This window comes from Hymenobacter tibetensis, from assembly GCF_022827545.1.
Lineage (GTDB): Bacteria > Bacteroidota > Bacteroidia > Cytophagales > Hymenobacteraceae > Hymenobacter > Hymenobacter tibetensis.
Genome location: NZ_CP094673.1, coordinates 62,501 through 79,023, shown reverse-complemented (window position 1 = coordinate 79,023; position 16,523 = coordinate 62,501). Strand labels below are relative to the sequence as shown.

11 protein-coding genes are annotated in these 16,523 nt (G+C 50.3%); 5 read left to right on the top strand and 6 right to left on the bottom strand.

Annotated elements, in window-relative coordinates:
* Positions 1-100 precede the first annotated feature (100 nt).
* The 5 genes from MTX78_RS24750 to MTX78_RS24730 all read left to right on the top strand — a co-directional run bounded on the left by MTX78_RS24750 (position 101) and on the right by MTX78_RS24730 (position 9,247).
* Positions 101-4,171, top strand: coding sequence for a hybrid sensor histidine kinase/response regulator transcription factor (locus MTX78_RS24750; RefSeq protein ID WP_243803420.1), 4,071 nt, complete (start codon positions 101-103; stop codon positions 4,169-4,171).
* Between the two features lie 345 nt (positions 4,172-4,516).
* Positions 4,517-5,716 carry a LacI family DNA-binding transcriptional regulator gene (locus MTX78_RS24745; protein ID WP_243803419.1) on the top strand — a complete coding sequence of 400 codons (1,200 nt, stop codon included), beginning with the start codon at positions 4,517-4,519 and terminating at the stop codon, positions 5,714-5,716.
* 368 nt (positions 5,717-6,084) lie between these two features.
* Positions 6,085-7,146 carry a sensor histidine kinase gene (locus MTX78_RS24740; protein ID WP_243803418.1) on the top strand — a complete coding sequence of 354 codons (1,062 nt, stop codon included), beginning with the start codon at positions 6,085-6,087 and terminating at the stop codon, positions 7,144-7,146.
* Between the two features lie 17 nt (positions 7,147-7,163).
* Positions 7,164-7,958, top strand: coding sequence for a LytR/AlgR family response regulator transcription factor (locus MTX78_RS24735; RefSeq protein ID WP_243803417.1), 795 nt, complete (start codon positions 7,164-7,166; stop codon positions 7,956-7,958).
* A 170-nt stretch (positions 7,959-8,128) separates the two neighbouring features.
* The gene (locus MTX78_RS24730) at positions 8,129-9,247 is read left to right on the top strand and encodes an alpha/beta hydrolase (protein WP_243803416.1); all 1,119 of its coding nucleotides are present in this window, start codon (positions 8,129-8,131) and stop codon (positions 9,245-9,247) included.
* 739 nt (positions 9,248-9,986) lie between these two features.
* On the opposite strand, the gene MTX78_RS24725 is transcribed toward MTX78_RS24730, so the two are convergent.
* From MTX78_RS24725 to MTX78_RS24700, 6 genes are all read right to left on the bottom strand, one after another.
* On the bottom strand, positions 9,987-11,027 hold the full coding sequence (locus tag MTX78_RS24725) for a replication initiation protein (RefSeq protein ID WP_243803415.1): 1,041 nt from the start codon (positions 11,025-11,027) through the stop codon (positions 9,987-9,989).
* A gap of 153 nt (positions 11,028-11,180) precedes the next feature.
* Positions 11,181-11,324: a hypothetical protein gene (locus MTX78_RS24720; RefSeq protein ID WP_243803414.1), complete on the bottom strand. Its 144-nt coding sequence runs from the start codon at positions 11,322-11,324 to the stop codon at positions 11,181-11,183.
* A 636-nt stretch (positions 11,325-11,960) separates the two neighbouring features.
* Entirely contained in the window at positions 11,961-12,407 is a 447-nt protein-coding gene (locus tag MTX78_RS24715; protein WP_243803413.1) for a hypothetical protein, read from the bottom strand.
* 7 nt (positions 12,408-12,414) lie between these two features.
* Positions 12,415-13,209, bottom strand: a complete 795-nt coding sequence (locus tag MTX78_RS24710; protein WP_243803412.1) for a ParA family protein — start codon at positions 13,207-13,209, stop codon at positions 12,415-12,417.
* Positions 13,210-13,914: 705 nt separating this feature from the next.
* Positions 13,915-14,223: a hypothetical protein gene (locus tag MTX78_RS24705; protein ID WP_243803411.1), complete on the bottom strand. Its 309-nt coding sequence runs from the start codon at positions 14,221-14,223 to the stop codon at positions 13,915-13,917.
* Between the two features lie 152 nt (positions 14,224-14,375).
* Positions 14,376-15,779: a carcinine hydrolase/isopenicillin-N N-acyltransferase family protein gene (locus MTX78_RS24700; RefSeq protein WP_243803410.1), complete on the bottom strand. Its 1,404-nt coding sequence runs from the start codon at positions 15,777-15,779 to the stop codon at positions 14,376-14,378.
* Between the last annotated feature and the right edge of the window lie 744 nt (positions 15,780-16,523).

Sequence of the window (16,523 nt, the reverse complement as noted above, 5' to 3'; positions counted from 1 at the left end):
GCCATGCACTAATCCCGCCCCCAACATGAGAAGTACATTCCATTGTTTCTGCTACCCAGTTCCGGTTTGGGCTTTCCCACTGCTGTTAGTTTGGATGTTGTTGGGAAACTCTGCTTCCGCCCAAACGCATGACATCAAGGTCACGGCCTTAACCACCAAGGATGGGTTAGCATCCAATACCGTTAATGCCATTCTGAAAGACCGGTACGGTTTGCTCTGGCTTGCCACCGACGGGGGACTGAAGAAATACGATGGCCAGGGCTTTACAACGTATCAGTTGAAATCTTCTGGAATGGCTGGTTTCCAAGCCAACGACATCTCTGCCCTGCACGAAGACCACGCAGGCCGGTTATGGGTTGGCACCATGGGTGGCGCGCTCTTCACATACAACCGGGCCCAGGATGCCTTCACGCCTTACCTGGCAAGCAACCAAGCCACCCCGCTTAACAACAACTATGTTAAGTCCTTGTGCAGCGACGCATCCGGTAATGTGTGGGTAGCAACCATGACCGGTGTGGAAATTCTGAATCCGCAAACAGCCAAAACAACCCGGCTTGCGTTGGCCCCCCCTACCCAATCAAAAACGCTGAACCCTATTTGCGTGTATGCGGACCGGAAACATCGTGTGTGGATGGGTACTGAAAGTGGCTTGTTTTGCTACAATCCTGTTTCGAAGGCTATCCAGTCTTTCAAACGCAACCCCGCCAACGCGCGCAGTCTGGTGGGCGATACCGTCAACGCCATAGTAGAAGACCAGTACGGCCAGCTCTGGATTGGCACCAACAATGGCCTTAGCCAGCTAACGGCCGACGAAGTGAACTTCAACAACTTCAGGTTCAACTACGCCAACCAGCGCACTATTGGCAGCAACTACATCTACACCATTGCGGCCGACCGGGACGGTACCATCTGGCTCGGTACCGAGGGGGGCCTCGACATTCTGGATGTGAAGTCGGGAATGGTTACGCGCCACGTGCACAACAGCCGGGACCCTTACAGCTTGAACAGCAAGTCCGTTCGTAGCCTGTTTATTGATCGGCAGGGTATTCATTGGATTGGAACGTACCAGGGGGGACTCAGCAAATACGACCAGAATCTTACCCTGTTCAACGTCGAACGCAGCAGCGAACTGGATCCGTTTGGCCTCAATGCTCCTGCCGTAACAGCTTTTGCCGAAAACCGCAACGGCGACATTTTTGTGGGCACCGATGGGGGTGGCCTGAACGTGTACAACCTGAAAACACGCTTGTTCCGCCACATCGAGATGAAGAGCCGCGAGCGAATCAACCTAGCTGGACTCCCCATTCTGACCATGCTGCTGGATCGGCACGATCAACTCTGGATTGGAACCTTTGGGCACGGCTTGTTTATCTACAATACTCGGACCGGTGGCTACGAGCAACTGCTTGCTAAACCGGGTTCTTCGCAGCTAAACAGCAACGATATATTTTGCCTTGAAGAAGACCACAATGGCACAATATGGATCGGTACCAACGGGGGCGGGGTGAACGTGTATGATCCTAACACGAAGAGGATTACCAAATTCACTGCCCGGCCCAAGACTGCCGAGGACAAGCTCCTGCCCGTCAACAATTATATCCGAGCTATCGAGGAGGACTCGAATGGCAACATCTGGATTGGCTCGGCGGGCAGTGGCATTGCGGTATATCACCCCGTCGACGAACAATTCACGATTTACAATGCGGCGCGAACTGGCTTGGCTTTGGACCGAGTCAATACTTTTGGGCGCGACCACCACGGCGTTATGTGGATTGGAACCACTGGCGACGGTTTATTTCAATTCGATACGCGCTCCAGCAAGCTGACTGCGTTTCCCAAGCAGAAGGGGCTACCGGACGGGTTCGTTCATAAGATAGTGGAAGACGGGGAGGGCAACCTTTGGATCAGCACCAACCAAGGCATCAGTAGGCTCGATACCAAGCAAAACAAGTTCACGCACTACTCCTCGGATAATGGGTTGCAAGGCAAAGCCTTTCTCAATAATTCCGGGTTTAGGTCGTCGAATGGTTCACTCTTTTTTGGCGGAATTGCTGGGTTTAATTACTTAAACCCGAGCCTCATAAAAGTCAACCGTAATGTTCCGCGAGTCATCCTAACTGATTTAAAAGTTGACAACAAGTCCGTGGTTGCGGGCGACCATTCTCCGCTCCGGCAGTCCATTGCTATTGCCAAGGAAATCGATTTAGATTACAAGCAGAATTTCTCAATCAACTACACGGCCCTGGATTACACGCTGCCTCAGCAAAACCAGTACGCCTACAAGCTGAAGGGCTTCGACCAAGCGTGGAACTACGTAGGCCCTACTACGACGGCTTATTATACCAACCTGGATCCGGGGGAGTATGAGTTTCAAGTGAAAGCCAGTAACAACGACGGAATCTGGAACCAGGCCGGCACTTCCATCAAGATTATAATTCATCCCCCCTTCTGGAAAACCATTTATGCCTACGGATTGTACCTCGCTCTGATTGGGTGCACGCTGCTTTATAGTCGCTACCGGGGCATCAAGCAGTTGAAAAAGGAATTCGAACAGCAGCAAGAGCGCAAGCAAGCCGAGCGGGTTCGGGAACTTGATTTGTTGAAAATCAAGTTTTTAACCAACCTAAGTCACGAGTTTCGTACGCCGATTTCGTTGATCTTGGCGCCAACCAACAAGCTGCTTGCTCAGCAAAAAGACCCGCAGAGTGCCGGCCAACTGCAGGTAATTCAGCGTAACGCGCGGCGGCTTTTGCACTTGGTGAATCAGTTGCTGGATTTTCGTAAGCTGGAAGAACACGAGCTTCAACTGAACTTGTCTCAGGGTGAAATCTCGTCTTTCGTTCGAGAGATAACTAACTCGTTTCAGGATCTAGCTGAAATCAAGAAAATCAAGTTGTCGCTGGGCTTGCCCACCGAGCAGCTGTTTGTATTGTTTGATTACGACAAGGTGGAGCGGATTCTGGTTAATCTGCTGTCCAACGCATTCAAGTTCACCCCCGAGGGGGGCACCGTGAGCGTGGAACTCTCCACCTTACCAGCGCCGCCGGAAACGCCGGAAAAGACGATTCGTATCCAAGTGGTCGACACTGGTATCGGGATTTCTCCCAGCGAACAGGGTCTCATCTTCGAGCGCTTCTTCCAAGGGCACGAACTCGGTTCAGTGTTGCATCAAAGCAGCGGTATTGGCCTTTCCATCACCAAGGAGTTTGCCGAGCTGCACGGCGGCACAATTGGCGTAGTAAGCGAGTTAGGCCACGGCACAACATTCACCGTTGAGTTGCCGCTCGCAGCCTTCACGCCGGTGGCCGAGCGTGAAAGCACCCTGCCTGCCGAAGTGCCGGAGATGGTGGAAGAAAACAAAAAGCCTAGCCGGCCCACCAAAAAGCTTAAGGCAGGGGAGCTACCGCATTTGCTGCTGGTGGAAGATGACGATGATTTCCGATACTACCTGAAAGACAACCTGAAAGACAACTACAGAATCACGGACGTACTGAATGGAAAAGATGGCTGGTACAAAGCCCTTTCGTGCCATCCGGACTTGATCGTCAGTGATATTACCATGCCCTACATGGATGGGGTAGCGCTAAGCCGCAAGCTGAAGTCAGACAAACGGACCAATCATATTCCCATTATCCTGCTCACGGGATTGACGCAGGAAGAGGAGCAGTTGCGGGGGCTTGAATCCGGAGCCAACGACTATCTAACCAAGCCATTCAACTTCGAGATTCTGCATGCTAGAATCAAGAATTTGCTGGAGCTGAATCGGGCGTTGAAAACCACCTATACCAAGCAGTTGCAGGTTGTGCCGAGTCCGGTGGAAATAGAGTCGAGCAGCGAGAAGTTTCTCAACAACGTGGTTCTCTACATCGAGAAGAATCTCAAAAACGTCAACTTCTCGGTGGAAGATCTGAGTGACCATTTCGGCATGAGCAGGGGCTCGATGTACAACAAGATCTTGGAACTGACTGGCATGCCACCCGTCGAGTTTATTCGGTCACTTAAATTGGACCGGGCCGCTGTGTTGTTGCAGGAAAGCGACCTTACCATTTCCGAAGTTGCGTACCGCGCCGGTTTTGCGACTCCGCATTACTTCACCAAGTCGTTTAAAACCAAGTTCAGCATCCTGCCTTCCGACTACAGAAAAAGCAAGAAGCAGGAGCTGAAAGACTAACTCCGCTGCCGCGCTACAAGGCAGCGCCACCAGCTGTACGAGCTAGGAAAGGCCCTGCCTAGCTCGTACAGCTGGGTTTGTGGTTTGGGGTAAGCGGGCTCCTTTGCACGCCTGTTGTAGGAATTTGTGAGAATCTGCGTTAGGCCAGCCCTACTTTTAGGCTTGGTAGAAGAATGAATATCCCACTTCTTCCTTGCCAAGCAATCGTTTGCCGCTTAGCACGAACGGCTCGATCAAGGTCCAGCTCCAAGCTTAGAATTTGCGGCTGCGCACAGCTCTGGTTGCCTTCCAGGTGGGGCAACTACAGGGCGACTCATCTAAAACCTGAATTGAAGATTTCATCACATGGTTAAATGCACAAAATGCCTTTCGGTTGATAGCGTAATGCGGGCTGGCTTTGTCCGTGGGCAACAGCGCTATCGGTGTAAAGCATGCAAGTACCATTTCACCAACGAGAAGGATACGCCAAGCCCTCAACGCAAACGGCCCCAGGCCACCACTATCAGCGACGTGGCCAGGGTGTTAGGAATAACGCCTTCCACTGTCTCGCGGGCACTGAACGGACATCATGATATCAGTGTCAATACCCGCCAGTCCATTCTGGAGGTAGCCCGACAACTCAATTATCATCCTAATCTGCTGGCGCAAAGCCTTAAAAGCAGCAAGACCAACACCATTGGCGTCGTTATTCCTGACATCGAGCGGCCCTTTTTTGCCACCGCTGTTAGCGGCATCCAACAAGTGGTAGGCGAAGCTGGCTACCGAGTGATGATATGCCAGTCCAAAGAGTCCTACGAAACCGAGGTAAGCAGCGTGCAGGCGTTGATTGCCAGCCGGGTCGATGGGTTGCTAATTTGCTTTTCGCGCGAAACCGAGAACTTCGACCACGTAAAGCCGCAAGCATGCCGCGGCATTTCGCTCGTACAATTCGACCGTGTGTGCAATGAAGTGGAAAGCGCCAAAGTAATCCTCGACGATTGGAACGGCGCCTTCACCCTCACCGAACACTTGATTGCACAAGGAGCCCGGCGCATCGCCATTCTAGCCGGACCCGAATCATTGCTTATCAGTCGCAACCGGCTGGCAGGCTACGTCAGTGCCTTGCAGAAGCACAATCTGCCAGTTTGCGACGAACTGCGGGCCCACATCAATTTCCAGTCTGATTCCGTTGTTGCCATCCTCGATGCTTGGCTGGCGCTGCCTACTCCACCGGATGCCATTTTCGCCATCAATTACGTCAACGCCTTTGACCTCTTGGTTGCGTTGAAAGCGCGCGGCCAGCGAGTTCCCCAGGATATAGCAGTGGTAGGGTTCGGCGACGAGTTTATGGCATCCATGATTGAGCCGGGCTTAACTACCGTCAACTTGCACCCTTACCGTATCGGCCAGCAAGCAGCACGACTGTTTCTTCAGCAGATCAATCAAGAAGAGGACTTTGAACCCTACACCGTTGTTGTGTCCGGCGACTTGGTGGTTCGGCAGTCCTCTCTAAAGAAAAAAGCATCCAGTTCGAGTAAGGCAAGTGAGATGGTAGTAGAAATCTGACATAGTGTTATACAGATCAGACAAGTACTACATGCCAACCGGCCCCGCAATGCCCGCCTGCCGTAAGAATTGCCATCCGGCTTGCTGAAAATAGAACTGATGCTGAAAGCGCGCCCCTTTCCTATCAAGGAATGAGGAGCACAGCCCTACCTGATAGAGTAAACCCTAGCTTCACCAGTTTTCCTGTTGGCACAGGATAGTAGCGGCTGCGCTTGGGTATGCTTGCAACCCAAGCGCAGGCCGTAAAGGGTAGCCTACTTTGTAGGCTGTAAGTACGCAGGCTCTCCACTCAGCGGACGCTCCGTGTAAGCTGCACCAACATCTCGGCCTGCGTTTCCGTTGGAGGGGTCTACCCAAGGCCATGCTGCATGCTGAAGCTCGAAAAAATCAACTGGTTGCGCATTGCCCTGGCCTGGGGGATGTTCACCGTCTTTATGATTGTGGTGGTGTACGTGCAGGCCCTCTCTGGCGCGGGGCCTGTGTCTTGGCGCACGGCGGTGCTGGGCCCGTTGCTTTACGGCCTGATTTGGATGCTGTTCACGCCCCTGGTGTTTTGGCTGGCGGCCCGCTTTGATTTGACGACTGGCCGACGCGGTTGGGTTTCTTCCGCGCTTGTACACGCTGGAGCGAGTATGCTTCTGACAGTGCTGTTTCGGGCGCTGCACGTAACGCTACTTTTCTTGATGGGAGCTCCGGGCGTGGTTGTCTCGTGGGCCACTATCCTTTCCAGCATCAATATCTGGATTCCGGCTTACTGGATGCTGCTTTTCGTGGCCTACGCTCTCGATTTTTATGAGCGGTATCATCGGCGCACCCTGGATGCGGCGCAGTTGGAAATGCAGCTAGTGCAGGCACAGCTGCAGGCCCTAAAAATGCAGCTACAGCCCCACTTCCTGTTCAACACCCTCAATGCTATTGCCACTCTCATCGACGACGAACCTCGCATGGCGCAGCGCATGACGGCCAAGCTAGGCGAGTTTCTGCGCCTGGTACTCGACAACACTGATGAACACCAAGTGACACTAGCCCAGGAGTTGCACTTTGCGCAATTGTACCTGGAAATGGAGCAGATCCGCTTTTCCGACCGCCTCTCTATCACCTACCAGCTCGCGCCCGATACGCTGCCAGCGCTGGTGCCCAACCTGCTGCTGCAACCACTCATCGAAAACGCCGTCAAGCACGGCCTGACGGCTGACTCCGGGGCCGGGGCCATCCATATCCAAGCCGATCGACAGAATGGGCAGCTAGTGCTGCAAGTGCGCGACAACGGCCGGGGAGCCGACCAGGCAAACTCCCGCGGCATTGGCTTGCGCAATAGCGAAGAGCGGCTGCGGGCCCTCTATGGCTCTCATTACGCCTTAGCTATCCATACGGCTCCGCAGCAAGGGTTTGCCATACGGATTGAATTGCCCTTCACTCCCCAATCTTAAGTTTTCGACGACTCGCTGTGGCGCCTATTCGTACCCTGATTGTTGATGACGAGCCCCTCGCTCGTCGCCGCATTGTGCAGCTACTGAAGCAGGCTCCGGCATTCGAGCTCATTGGGGAATGCCGCAACGGTACCGAAGCTGTAGCGCAGCTCTGCTCCACTGTACCAACTGTCGATTTGGTGTTTCTGGACGTGCAAATGCCTGATCTAACCGGGCTACAGGTGCTCCAGCAAATACCCGCGCAGCAGCTGCCCCTTGTCGTGTTCGTGACAGCTTATGAGCGCTACACCCTGCAAGCCTTCGAAGCGCACGCCATAGATTACCTGCTCAAGCCCATCGACCCGGACCGCTTTCACCGCTCTTTGACGCATGTGCAACACCTGATGCAGCAGCGCACCCCACCGCTTCAACAGCAACTACAAGCGTTGCTGCGCGAGATGACACCACCTGCCCCACCCACGCTGCCCATTACCCCAACCAATCAATTTCTAATCAAGAACAACGGGCGTCTCTTCTTCGTCAATGCCGGCGATGTACGGTATCTGGAAGCCCGGGGCAACTATGTGGTCGTACATGCCCAGGGCCAGGAACATTCGCTGCGCTCCACCTTAACTCAGCTTGCGACCCAGCTAGATTCCAACCAGTTCATTCGCATTCACCGCTCCCTGATTGTGAATTGCGCTTTTATCAAAGAACTGCGTCCGTGGGCTCATGGCGAGTACTTGGTTACGCTGCACGACGACACGCATCTAGCCTCGTCCCGGAGCTACAACGAAAGCGTACAGCGCTTTCTTCAGCGTTTCACTCAGTAAGCGTTGGGTAGGTAAGAGTACTTGAAATTGAGCGGCCAGCAAGACCAGCCGACAATAAGGGCAACCCATCCCTCAAATCAGCCGGTTCGTCCCTTCCGCCGCTAACCGGAAGCGCACTGACCGTATGCCCCGGTAGTTCACTCCGAACGTTCATTTCTCACCTACCTGCTATGAAAATTTCTTTTCCTACCCTGCATACTTTGCCGGGTCGGCAACTTTTGTGCTGCCTGGCCCTGCTGCTAGTGCTACCATTCACGGCCTGCGACGACGACAGCGCTAACTCTCCCACCACTACTATTCGTCCGAAAGGTCCTAAGCCTGAGTGGGCCCCAACTATCAAGCCGGAAATGCAAACCGTTATCGAGGCCCTCGATAGCCTCAGCAAAGGCGTTTCCTTGACTTCGCTTACGCCCCAACAAGCGCGCCTAGCGCCTTCGGCAACGGACGCCGCAATGGCCGTCATGAAAAACTTCCGGATTCCGGCACCCACACCCCAAGTGGACACAACAGGCCAACGCATTCCCGTGGCGGGGGGCACCATCCGGGTGCGGATTTATACACCCAAAAATGCCACTGCATCCATGCCCGGCATTGTGTACTATCAAGGAGGCGGCTGGGTGATTGCCAATCTCAATACGTATGACCCCTCGGCCCGAGCTCTAGCAGAGCAGACAGGGGCCGTGGTGGTTTCTGTGCAGTACCGCAAGGCGCCAGAGTTCAAGTATCCTACCGCCCATAACGACGCTTTTGCCGCCTACCGTTGGGTGCGCGACAATGCAGCCACGCTGAAAATAAACGTCCAGCGCATTGCTGTGGCCGGTGAAAGCGCTGGGGGCAACCTAGCGGCCAGTGTTTGCATGATGGCCAAGACGGCCAACGTGCCACTACCCGTGCATCAGTTGCTGGTGTACCCCATTGCCCGCTACGACATGAACACGCCTTCCTATACGCAGTACGCCGCCGCTAAACCTCTGAGCAAGCCGCTGATGCAATGGTTTTTTGATAAGTATCTGAACACCCCGACTGAAGGCGCCAGCCCGCTTATCTCGCTTACAAATGCCTCTAACCTGCAAGGGCTTCCCCCGACTACGGTTATCAACGCCGAAATCGATCCGCTGCAAAGTGAAGGCCAGGAGTACGCCGCCAAACTCAAAGCGGCGGGTATATCAGTGACCACAAAAGTATACGAAGGTGTAACCCACGAATTCTTCGGCATGGCTACCGTTGTACCCGAAGCTAAAGAAGCGCAGGCTCTGGCAGCAACCGAGCTAAAAAAGAGTTTCCAGTAAACGTACGAATGAGATAGATTCACTAGGTGCCTCTAGCCTGCTGATTCCGTTTTTTCTTCGGGTTACACGTATCGCGAGCATGCAGAAGGCTATGCAACACTAGCCTTATTTCCAAGCCTCGGTTGTCTCACCAACCGGGGCTTAAATCTCGTTAGGCTATGCACTTGAGCCTCTCACAATTTCGTAACCTCTCATACGGCGAGCAAGCCGTCTACTTTACAGCACACGGCACTTACCTAGCACAGCGCCTTACGGCCGGCTTCGACGTGCACCTCTACCACTTAGGTAGTTTCTTCTGTGAGGAGTGGGTTTGCCAAACCCAGACCGAACTATGGTTGCTACGCCCCTTTACAGATAATGTAAACCTACTTCCTTATACTAAACCAGTACACTTGCCTTCCCTATGAGGTCATAGAAGATTGGTTACAAGGAGTATAAGGCACAAAAAAGCTCCACAGAATAAGTATATTTAAGCATAAGATCCAGTTACACTTTTGTGCTGAAATATACCCTTTCGAGAGAGGTAGTTCAAGTTCCCTAGTACAAACCCCCTATTGCATTTTATGCCTCTTGCGTTTTATTAAGGGGCATTCCTTCGTTGCTGTTTTGTGCTTTTATCATGGGTAGAAGATGCTTTGCTTGTTATTGCTACACCCACGTCGTCATCTTTAAATAAGACTATTGCGTGTCAATTCAAATCAGTTACTAGGTTGGCCATTTGGCCCTGCTATCCATCCTTTTACTTGAGAGTAGGGTACAAACCTGGAAATTCGGTCTTAAGCAAATTAGTTGTTACTCCGCCTAGGTTATCGAACACCTTGTTGCCAGCTTCGAAGTCTCGTAGCAACGGATGGCTCACTTTCATTAACCGAGCAATTTTAGCTTCATCGTCTCCCATGAAGCTCAACACATGCTCGATTTGCGCTTCCGTCATTTTTAGCTTCTGTAGACGTGTAGTTAGGCGTTGCTGCAGCGTTGGTAATTCAGTTTGCAACGATAGACTCATCTGCTTTTCTGCTGGCCGGGACCGACCCGTGGTTTTGGTAGGAGCAGCAGGCGCGGGACTATCCTCCGATTTGAGCCGGTTTAGCGGCTTAGGAATAGAAAAGCGGACGCCCTTGACCTTCTTCCCGTCTTTGACTGGCTCGTACGTAACAGCCCATCCCAGTGAATCTAGCTCGCGTAATGCCGGCTCAAGTACATAGCGCTTGAAGTCGTAGAAAAGCGTGTACGTAACGTCATTGTCATCCCCAAGCACCTGCTTGCGCAACGCGTCAAATTCCACTTCCCAAAGACCGACGTCATCCCAAGACTTGAGCAGCCAATACAGCCGGTGAGCATGAGCAGACTTGAGCGTAAGCAGAGTTTCAATTTCAACGTGGGTGTACTGCTCGGCCAGTTGCAGTAAAAAAGGCTTGATTTCAGGGGCAAAATTTCCTGTTAAGTAACCGGTCCCCTCGTTCAGATCGATGTAGCTGATAATAGAGTAAGCCGTAAAACGCTTTTTGTTGCCAGTCTGAGACTCGATACTAACAACTTTCGACATCAGGCTTCGGCACGCGTCGCGGATAGTTTCGTAAACGCTCCCCCCTTTCTTCTGGGTTATCACTCGGCTTAAAGGAATAGAGATTCCGGGCAACTCGGTTTGATCTTGATGAATGCAACCTAAAGCCAATGCAAAGATGCGCGCTTCCACGTGCGTCAATTTCAAAGGAGCGCGTACCAAAGCGTTGGCTTGGTAAGCTCGTGGGTAATGCACGGGAACGATTTTAGGCACCATAGCAAGGTGAGGAAATAGGAAACAGACGAAGATAATCGGATAAGCGTGAAAAGCTATTTGCATTCACGCAATACAAAATAGAGTGCCATTTTTCACGCAGATGTCGTGACAGAGTGCAGGCAAAACAGAGTGCCATTTTTCACGCAGTTCCTTCTATATTAGAAAGTGCCATTTTTCACGCAATACCTGAGTTTTCCACAGTGGAGTGCCATTTTTCACGTAGTGGTGCCATTTTTCACGCAGCAGAGTGCCATTTTTCACGTAGATGGTGCCATTTTTCACGTAGATGGGTGCCATTTTTCACGCAGCAGAGTGCCATTTTTCACGTAGATATTATCTGTTAACTGTTGATATTCAGATGTTTAAGCCCCTCTGAATATAGAATATAATAAAGAATAGCTTAAGAATACAGAAGAGGTTCAGTTTTTTTTTGAAAAAATTAAGATAAAAGACTGTATATAGAAAAAATGGCTGTAGCGTTCAGAAAACGGCTTTTGGGAGAGGCAAGAATCTTTTTTCGGCTCAACAGTAGGATCGACGGACTTTGTCGTCCATATAAGAACAACTTTCTGAGCAATTGCGTGAAAAATGGCACTCCGCAATCAAGATTGGCAGCTTAATGCCGCCGCCCGAAATATCTACGTGAAAAATGGCACCACTAGTGTGTGGTTCTTTACAGCAGCATGCCAATATGCGCCTACTTCTATAAGTAAAACGCTTAGCATGATGCTCTAGCAACCGATAAAAGGTTCTGGATAACGAAAACTCAACTAAAAGAAACCACGCTGCTGCCCAAGCAGAAACAAGAACCCACCAAAAAGTCCCTCATTAGAGGGACTTTTTGGCGGGTTCTTAAGAAGAGAAACGGGTAAATCTTCTCTTCAACTACTACTGTAAGAGCAGCTGTCTAGATCCGAACAGGAACATTGCGTATTACCCGCGCTTCTTGTAGCCTTTGATCTTTCCCTGATTCAGTACCTCATCCAGTATATCCGAGGGTAAAGGTTTACGTGAGCTTTCAAACTGGTCAAGAAAGTTGCAAATGGCTTGCTCAGTCGCTTTCTTGATCTTTGCGCCCGGCTCCCAGTGTAGGTACTGGCGCAGGCGTAGATAGGTCTCCGTTTTAAGCAAAGTATTGAACGGCACCTCTTCCGGCAACTGCGACAACAGCTGCGCAGTGTATACAGCCCCCTCCCCTCCCCTCCCGGGCAGTCGAGCACCTACAGGATCCGTTGTGACAACTGTAGGCACACTGGCTGCTGCTGGTTCATCTTCCATCCCGAGTGCCGCCGCTACGGTCGGACTCACGGGGGTAGCTGGAGAAGAAGCAGGCGTTCCAGTTTTGATGGTTGGTTTGCCGGCCAGCCGAACGGCAGCCAAGCTAGAGTTAAGCGGACTTTTCGACATTGAGCTCAGATAATATTTCGTCAGTTAAAGCTGCGTAGTCTTGGGCTCCATTAGATTCAGGAGCAAAGTCAAACAAGGAGGCACCAGCCATCTGTGCGTTGGCAATAGAAACGTTTTCTCGGATAGAAGTAGCGAGCACAGGGCCTAACTCGCCGAAGTGGCTACTAATAAGTTCGACAACATCGTGGTGCAACCGGCGCCGGTAGATCGGCGAATACTTAGTGAAAAAGATCCCCCCTACCCGGAGCCCTGGGTTCAGCTTGGCATGCATCCGCGTTACAGCTTGCGCAATGTTGGACAAGCCTTCGTAACCATATAACTCGGGTTGCACAGGAATAAACAACAAGTCGCTGGCGATAAGCGCCCACACAACCAGGTTGCCTAAGCTCGGCGGGGTATCAAGGATGCAGTAATCATAGTCATCTGCTACCAAATCTAGTATTTCCTTGATCCAATCACGAGCCTCGGCAATGTGCCCGATCTGTGGCTCGTACGCGGCCAGTTTAGGATGCGAAGGCAGCAGGCCTATGCGCTCCGTGACGGGATGAATTGCAGCCCGCACATCGCCCTGAGTGAACTCACCCTTGAGCATAAGCAAATCGCCTACATGTGTTCCTTCTAAATTCTGCCCGAACGATTGACTTAAGTTGCGTTGCGGGTCACAATCACAAAACAGCACTCGGTAACCACGATGCGCCAAGGCGTATCCCACATTCAAAGCAGACGAAGTCTTGCCTACTCCACCTTTGTTGTTAGCGAAGCAAAGTGTTTTCATAAGTACTAGGTTGTAGAGCCACTAGTATAAATAAATTTCAACATAATGTATGTATTTTACATACAAATAATATGATACGCTCTATACGTACAGTATGTATCATTCTATAATTTGTTGGCAACTACTAGTATAAAGGTCTTTTATTCAATACTTTACATACTATACGTATAAAACGTTATAAACGTCTTATACGTATAGTATGTAAAGTATTGAATCTGCATCCCATATGTAGGATGAACTACTTATCCTTGTATAATTCTGTATGCTACTGTGCTTAATATTGTCTATACGTATACAATGTATCATACGTATGAATGTCGCAAAATCATGACGAACAAACCTTATTCATGGTAGCTACTAAGTGCCTTAGTAGTGACGCTTATGAAACTTTAGTGGCATGACTTCCATTCATGTAGCCTTCTCACCCCAGAGAATATGTTAGTCAACGTAGAGTGGATACACAGAAAAAAGTAGCTGGCTCTGTGCTCGTGAGCAAATTCAACTACAAAAAGGGCGTGCAGATATTGAGTGCTAGCATGCATTAGCTAGAGAACAGGTTAGCTCAGAAAAGGAGCGAAGCCTTGCTGCCGCCCCCGCTGACGAGTGCGTATAGCTAGTATATTCAACTATCAGCCTGAGGTAACAGAATGCACTGTAAGGTTTGTAGCTAGAATAAAAGCAAGGAGCCTAGTTCGACTCAGTGTACTACATAAATGAGTGCTTGGCTGTAACACTTTCTTCAATTGCTTCGGCAATATCGATCTGCTCTAGAGGCGGTACTGGCGCAAAGCGAGACTCGTGAAAGTTGGCTTCTGGAAAGCCAGGTGCTACATCTGCGTTATTAATTTCCGTAAGTGTAAGGCCGTACCCGCGGTGGGTATCATAAATTCCACGGACAGTATAAATGGGCCCGCGTTTGGGGGTCTGGATGTTAGGGTTTTGCACGAGTAGTAGCGTAAAGTCATCATTAGTGCAGACGACCTCCTGGCCAGGATGAAAAAGGGGCGGCTTCATAGGACAAAGCTAACAAAGAAGCACGCGGTAGGGGAGTGGCACCTAGTTGAAAAACCTATGTGCTAAGCGAATAAGAGCTGTTTTATGCCTTAGTTATTTACAATATCAGATAAGCCTTTCAAGCAATGATAGTATTGAAGGAAAGAATTAGCCTACAGCTTTAAGGTATTGAATGGAGCAAAATCACCTTTCACTGTCTCCAGCTTTTCTAGTATCGGTTGAGAGAAATCAATTACCCGTTCTCCTTCTACATAAAAGCAATACTTCAATTCCTTACGGCTAGACCTCATCCGTAGACGCCAACCGGTGGGCGTTTTTTGCATGAAGTGGAAGAAGTTATAGTCACCTTTAAACTCCACAACCACAGCCTTTACCTCTGGATACCCCGTTAACTCTATTACTACGTTAGCATCTTCGTTATCCAGCAGGTTAGCCAACAAGGCATCAGTTTTCCAACTGGTCTGCTCCACAGCCTGTAGCACTCGAATAGCTTCCTGGGAATTGCCATTCACTGCCATAAGCTCTGCTTTTGTGAATAGCACCTCCGTGCTGTCAAGCCGTTTGTTGGTGTACATATATTTCTCCCAGAGTGGAAACAGCACACTTGCTTTAGCGAAGTCTTTCTCGATGTAGAAATTGTGTAGAAAGGCCATTCGCAACAGCGACTCCTGATGGTCTTCACGGAATTGCTTGGCTTGCAGAAATCCCCTGACCGTTTCTGAGTTACCCTGGTCTTCCAGCAAAGCTGCCAAGCGTGCGCTAGCGTTACGAGGAAATTTATTAGCTAACAAAACACTGTGTTGGCCTTGTTTCAACAAAGCAGATAGGGTAGTACGCCAGGGCGTTTGGTATTCCTCAGCGAGATAGAACCACATATCTCCAGTGGAAAGATTATGGATGTTTGAATACACTGTAGTAGTGAACTCCCGTTGCGACGTAGCAGCGGCAATCTTCACGAGGCTTTCCTGGCTAACACCTTGTTCGATAAGCATCTTTTGAGCAATAGGATAACGCCAGCAACTTTGCTTTCCAGGACCCGACTCGCACACGTTAAAATTGGTCGAGGTAAGTTGCTTTGTTGCCTTTACTATAGTATCCGGAGTGATAACGGCCAGATTGCCGTGCTTATCTGCCAAATGAATCTGCACGTCCCCCATATTAGGCAGATAATAAGTGTCCCAGAGAGCCAGAAACTGTGGCACCGTGCGGCAGTGTTCGAGCAAGTACACCAGCATAGAGCCGTGGGGAAAAGGCGTTTTGCCTGCTCGCAATTTATAGTTCTGTGGAGGCAGCGCATTCATGTCAAAAAACACACCTGCTTCGTTCACTCCACCTTGTATTTCACTATTAGGTGAGCCATAAGTCAGCGTAATGTACCCCAGGGTACCCTTGCCTGTCCTGGGATATACATTGACGTAATTAGAAGACGTATGAAAAAAGTCTTCATTGTTCAGGGCCCAGGTCTGTCCCTTCCTGTCCGTGCCGGAGACTATTGTACAAGCAGTGACCTTGATTTTCAGCAACAGCAGTACAAACAGAAGGAGCGTAGTTCTCATACAAGAATAGAATAGCTAGGTAAAGTATCGAAGGAGCAAGAGACTTTCCTGTAGCTATACCATTAGGTATCAGCAACTGTTCTACTCAAAATCTGCCCAGCGGTAGGTTACGAAGGGGGTGCTGGTTCGCCCGCAGTATTTCTCGTACCAATTGTTCGAGTTGGATAGACGCGTGTAAGTTCAACTACACCTTGTTTCGTAGCCGAGCCAACACCCATAACTCCTAGCACCGTGCTGTATAGGCTATATCATCAGGATGAGGGCGAACAAGTGAATAGGTCACTTTTCGCGAACGTTGCTTTAACTGATGCGCAGCAGCGCACTGCAAGCTTGATGACGTACATAATGCAGCTTCTGACCTCACTATAAATGAAATAAGCAGCAAAATAGGTTGTGAAGTATGGCAACGGCAGGGTGGCAACATCAGGCACAACAAGAGAAAAGTAAAATAGGAAGCTAAAGCAAGTGTGTAGCTAACCCTACAACATGTAAAGCACTTATTCTCTAGGTATGCCTAAGCATAGCAAAACAGTTTTTTCGTTAGCCTCTAAAGCAACCATCGTAGGGGCGAGCTTACTTCAAGCTCGGTTCCTGTACTGATACCACAAAAGCCATTGGTGTGTCTGTTCGCTGATGATATGTTACCTCCTAATGCTTGTTTATAAAAGACAAGAGAAGGGTATCAAGATACAAAAGTCACTTAACATGCTTTTTACGTGCATTTAAACGTGCGCACTGACGAAT

What these genes read in the sequence shown, in the direction of transcription:
- MTX78_RS24720 (WP_243803414.1), bottom strand. Translation starts at nt 11,324, where the DNA reads ATGGCACCCATCTACGTGAAAAATGGCACCATCTACGTGAAAAATGGC.
- MTX78_RS24745 (WP_243803419.1), top strand. Translation starts at nt 4,517, where the DNA reads ATGGTTAAATGCACAAAATGCCTTTCGGTTGATAGCGTAATGCGGGCT.
- MTX78_RS24725 (WP_243803415.1), bottom strand. Translation starts at nt 11,027, where the DNA reads ATGGTGCCTAAAATCGTTCCCGTGCATTACCCACGAGCTTACCAAGCC.
- MTX78_RS24710 (WP_243803412.1), bottom strand. Translation starts at nt 13,209, where the DNA reads ATGAAAACACTTTGCTTCGCTAACAACAAAGGTGGAGTAGGCAAGACT.
- MTX78_RS24700 (WP_243803410.1), bottom strand. Translation starts at nt 15,779, where the DNA reads ATGAGAACTACGCTCCTTCTGTTTGTACTGCTGTTGCTGAAAATCAAG.
- MTX78_RS24705 (WP_243803411.1), bottom strand. Translation starts at nt 14,223, where the DNA reads ATGAAGCCGCCCCTTTTTCATCCTGGCCAGGAGGTCGTCTGCACTAAT.
- MTX78_RS24730 (WP_243803416.1), top strand. Translation starts at nt 8,129, where the DNA reads ATGAAAATTTCTTTTCCTACCCTGCATACTTTGCCGGGTCGGCAACTT.
- MTX78_RS24740 (WP_243803418.1), top strand. Translation starts at nt 6,085, where the DNA reads ATGCTGAAGCTCGAAAAAATCAACTGGTTGCGCATTGCCCTGGCCTGG.